At 73.5% G+C, this 4,220-nt stretch carries 4 protein-coding genes and 1 pseudogene; 2 read left to right on the top strand and 3 right to left on the bottom strand.

Annotated elements, in window-relative coordinates; all coding sequences use genetic code 11:
- Positions 1–140: 140 nt before the first annotated feature.
- The 3 genes from ABZW03_RS38035 to ABZW03_RS38025 all read right to left on the bottom strand — a co-directional run bounded on the left by ABZW03_RS38035 (position 141) and on the right by ABZW03_RS38025 (position 3,190).
- Complete coding sequence (locus ABZW03_RS38035) at positions 141–1,589, bottom strand: hypothetical protein (RefSeq protein WP_355269035.1); 1,449 nt, start codon at positions 1,587–1,589, stop codon at positions 141–143.
- Between the two features lie 182 nt (positions 1,590–1,771).
- Positions 1,772–2,542 carry a lysophospholipid acyltransferase family protein gene (locus ABZW03_RS38030; RefSeq protein ID WP_355269033.1) on the bottom strand — a complete coding sequence of 257 codons (771 nt, stop codon included), beginning with the start codon at positions 2,540–2,542 and terminating at the stop codon, positions 1,772–1,774.
- A gap of 222 nt (positions 2,543–2,764) precedes the next feature.
- Entirely contained in the window at positions 2,765–3,190 is a 426-nt protein-coding gene (locus tag ABZW03_RS38025; RefSeq protein WP_355269031.1) for a DUF4395 domain-containing protein, read from the bottom strand.
- A 337-nt stretch (positions 3,191–3,527) separates the two neighbouring features.
- On the opposite strand from ABZW03_RS38025, the gene ABZW03_RS38020 reads away from it, so the two are divergent.
- Both ABZW03_RS38020 and ABZW03_RS38015 read left to right on the top strand, forming a co-directional pair.
- Positions 3,528–3,854 (top strand): thioredoxin family protein, encoded by a 327-nt coding sequence (locus ABZW03_RS38020; RefSeq protein WP_355269029.1) that lies wholly within the window; start codon positions 3,528–3,530, stop codon positions 3,852–3,854.
- Between the two features lie 253 nt (positions 3,855–4,107).
- Positions 4,108–4,220: pseudogene (locus tag ABZW03_RS38015) on the top strand (electron transfer flavoprotein subunit beta); the annotation flags it as partial.

The raw sequence follows: 4,220 nt of genomic DNA, 5'->3' as shown, positions 1-4,220 counted from the left end.
GGAAGCTAAGCCTTACAGCGCCGATGGTACTGCAGGGGGGACCCTGTGGGAGAGTAGGACGCCGCCGAACAATTCTTCAGAAAGAACCCCCAGCCGGGGAAACCGGGCTGGGGGTTCTTCGCGTTTCCGGGCCGGACGAACTATTCCTCGGAGCCGGAGCCGGAGCCGGAGCCGGAGCCGGAGCCGGAGTCAGAGCCGGAATCGGTCTCGGACTCGGACTCCGTCCCGGGCCGTGGCTGCTCGGTGGCCGGTTGCCCTTGGGCCTGGGCCGGCCGCTGGTCATCGGGCCGTGGCGTCTGGGAGGCCTGGGGTGCCTGCGACGCCTCACCCGACGGCCGGTCCGACGGCTGGTCGGTCGCCGGGGCCGTCGCCTGAACCTGACCGGCGGGAGCCGCCGAGCCCTCCGCCGTCCCCCAGGCAGGCCGGCTGAGCCACTTGTCGGAGCTGTTGGTGAGACGCGCGACGCCCGTACCGTCCGGCCGCATGCTGTAGAGGTCCGCCCCGGCGCCCGCGGGGGCCTGGGCGAAGACGATGGACCTGCCGTCGGGCGCATAGGCGGCCGTGCCGTAGAAGGCGTCCGAGGGCGCCGGGGTGAGGGCCCCGATGGCGGTGCCGTCGGGGTGGACGGTGTAGATGCCGCCGCCGGGGGCGTTGTCGGGCCCGGCGGGGAAGGTGGTGAAGAGGATCTGGGTGCCGTCGGGGGACCAGTCCGCCCGGTCCCCGGCGCGCAGTTCCCAGGGGGTGAGCTGGCGCAGCCCCGTGCCGTCCGCGCTGACGACGTAGATGGCGCGGCTGTTCGCGGGCTGCCCGGTGGCGCTGGTGCGGTACTCGAAGGTGAGCTGCTTGCCGTCGGGGGACCAGCTGGGGTTGCTGACCGAGCCGGAGTAGGGCTTGTCGTTGGTGAGGAAGGTGAGCCGCTGGACGTCCGTGCCCTCGGGGCTCATCAGGTAGAGGTCGGAGTACTGGATCTGGTGGCTGCTGCCCTGGTCCTGGGCGCCCCAGGAACGGCTGAAGGCGATCTGCTTGCCGTTCGGGGAGAAGGCCGGGGCGCGCTCGTCCTCGTTGGCGCAGTCGGCGCTGCCGCTGTCGCACACCGGGCTGACCTGGTGCTCGGGGCCGCCGGCGGTGGGGACGGTCCAGAGCCGGGCGGTGCCGGTCTGCGGGTCGGTGCGGTCGAAGGCGATGGTGGCGCCGTCGGGGGACCAGTCCGGGCGGTCGTCGAGGGCGCGGGCCGGCGGCTGGGTGACCTGGTGCCGGCCGCTGCCGTCGGGGGAGAAGGTGACGATCGCGCTGCTGGTCCGGGAGGCGTCGGTGTAGGCGCGGCTGACGATCAGCCCGTTGTGCACGGTGGCTTCGGGCGCTCCGACGGCCGCGCCGATCACGCCGGGGGTTGCGGCGGGCGTCGCCTCGGGGGTGGCGGTGGGGATCTCCGGCCGGATCTCCGAGAGCGGGATCTCCCCGGGCTCGGCCCCGCAGCCGGCGAGCAGGGCACCCAGAAGCAGGAGGCCCGCACCGGCGCTCGCGCGGGTGCGGGCCCTGCCCGTTGGTGACTTTGGTGACCGTCGTGTTCCGGTGGTGATCGGTGTCATCTCCGCCTCCGAGCCTCTCGACCGCTCCGACGTGTGCCCCCGCCGCGGATTCAGGACGAAGGCCCCTGGAAGGAGCTGTCACTGTGTCAGACCGGGAGCGTCGGCGACCGGGCGACACGCGACGGGCCGCGCTCGCTCGGTCGCACGGAGTAGGCGTGGCCGGAAGGGGAGTGCGGAGCGGGTCAGCCCCGGGCGGAGCGGCGCTCGGCCTTGGCGAGGGCCTCCGCCTCGTCCTCGGCCTCGGCGACCTCCAGGGTGGGCGCGGTGCCGCCGAGGTGGGCGGGCAGCCACCAGGTGTCGTCCGGGCCGGAGGGCTTGCCGGGGTACTCGCGCTGGGCCCGGTCGAGCATCTCGCTCATGGCGGCGCGCAGCCGCCGGGTGACCATCACGGGCTTGTCGTCCGGCCCGAGGTGGATCGGTTCGCCGATCATGATGGTGACCGGGACGTGCCGCTTGGTGAGGGTCTTCGGGCGGCCCTTGGTCCAGAGCTGCTGGGTGCCCCAGAGCACGACGGGCAGCAGCGGGGCGCCGGAGTCCGCGGCCATCCGGGCGGCGCCGGTCTTGAACTTCTTCAGCATGAACGAGCGGCTGATGGTCGCCTCCGGGAACACCCCGACCACCTCGCCGGCCTTGAGGGCGCGCACGGCGGCCTCGTACGCGGGCTGGCCGTCGGTGCGGTCCACCGGGATGTGCTTCATGCCGCGCATCAGCGGGCCGGAGATCCGGTGCTTGAAGACGTCGTCCTTGGCCATGAAGCGGGTCTTGCGCTTGCCGCCGCGGTACGCGCCGAGGCCCGCGAAGAGGAAGTCCAGATAGCTGATGTGATTGCTGACCAGTACCGCTCCCCCCCTGGCGGGGATGTGTTCGGCGCCGACGATCTTGATCCGCACGTCGAGCGCGCGGAAGGCGGTGAGTGCGGCGCCGATCACCGGCGGGTACACGAACTCTGCCACGGTCAGTCCTGACTTCCACGGGCCGGAGCCCGGTTCGGCGGGTACCCGCTCCGTTGCGCGGGCGGTGCCGACCGGAGCACGGCACGCCGCGGCGGTCACGGGTGATTCACGGAGATGATCCCCCGAACGAGTGCCTGCTGTCACCTGAGGCGTGCGGTCAAGCGAATATTGGCGGTGTGATGTCCGTGATGAATTCGAACGGGAACTTTTCCGCCGCCCGCGTCAGGCGCCGGCGGTCAGGCGGCCCTGGGCGCGCCGGACCAGCGGGTAGAGCTCGCAGCCCACGCAGTAGCCGAACGCGGCGTTGACGAAGGCGGTGGCGAGGGCGGCCGAGCCGGCCAGCACGCCGAGCCAGTCCACGTCGGCGCAGTAGCCGAGGGTGCCGACCGCGGCGAACACCATGAGGACGCCCTGGTCGAAGCGGAGCGGCCGTTCGTCCATGGTCGCGGAGGGCGGTGCGAGCCGGGGCAGCACGAGCGCCTGGACCAGCCGGACGTAGGGGGCCAGGCGCAGGCCGCCGAACGCGCCGAGGGCGAGGACGAGGGTCTGGGCGGCCAGGAGGGGGCAGTTGCCGGTGCGCAGGACGACGGCCAGGACGATCGAGCTGAGCGCTGCGGCTAAGCGGGGGCCGCGAGGATCGGTCTGCATCGGGGGGCTCCGGGGGGTCGCGACGGACGGCGGCAGCGGCAGGCGGCGGCGCGGGGCGTCAGCGTCGTCGGCGGACGGTGGCGCGGGCCGGGCCGATGACGCGTCGGCGGGCCGGCGGCGGCGTTGGGCGACGGTCGGAGTCCACCGGCCGATCGTACGCGGCCGGGCCCCGGCGGTCGACCGGGTTTCGGGGGCCGGGGAGCGCTGCCGCAGACTGGAGGGATGGCCTGGCCGGCGGTGTGCGTTGTCGTGCCCTGACGGCGGCCGGACCCGGCCGCCGCGGGCCGGGGAACGATGGCCGGGGAACGACGGGCCGGGAGCGACGGGAGGCTGAGGGTTGAGCACCGAGGACGGGGCGGTACGGCTGTCGGAGGCCGAGCTGGGCGGGCCGCTCGGCGCGCGGGCGACGCTGGTGCAGTTCTCGACGGCCTTCTGCCAGCCCTGCCGGGCCACCCGGCGGGTGCTCGCCGAGGTGGCCGGGATGGTCGACGGCGTCGAGCACGTCGAGGTGGACGCAGAGGAGCGGCTGGAGCTGGTCCGCCGGCTGGAGGTGCGGCGGACGCCGACCGTCCTGGTGCTGGACGGGGAGGGCCGGGTGGTGCGGCGGGCCGCGGGGCAGCCGCGCAGGGTGGACGTGATCGCGGCGCTCGGCCGCGTGGTGTGAGCAGTCCGGCCGCACGTGTTCCGCCCCGTCGGGTGGAGTCGGCCTCGGGCTGGGGCAGGATGGTCGCAGGCGGCGGGAGCAGCCGCTCGGCATAAGCTACTGGCCAGTAGTGACCACTGCACTACCGGCGGGTATGCTGCCAGGAAGTTCCGGACCGGCACGGGAATCCGCTGCCCGGAGCGGGTGCGTGCCGTGTTCGCGCCCGCTTGCACCGCCGCAGCCGCCGGACGAGACCAGTACAGGAGACAAGGCCGTGAGCTTGAGGATCGTTGTCTGTGTGAAGTACGTGCCGGACGCGACGGGTGACCGTCGTTTCGCGGACGACCACACCACCGACCGGGAGGGTGTGGACGGCCTCCTGTCGGA

This window comes from Kitasatospora sp. NPDC004799, assembly GCF_040609095.1.
GTDB lineage: Bacteria > Actinomycetota > Actinomycetes > Streptomycetales > Streptomycetaceae > Kitasatospora.
The sequence above is the reverse complement of the archived record's forward strand: the minus strand, read 5'-3'. Positions and strand labels throughout refer to the sequence as shown.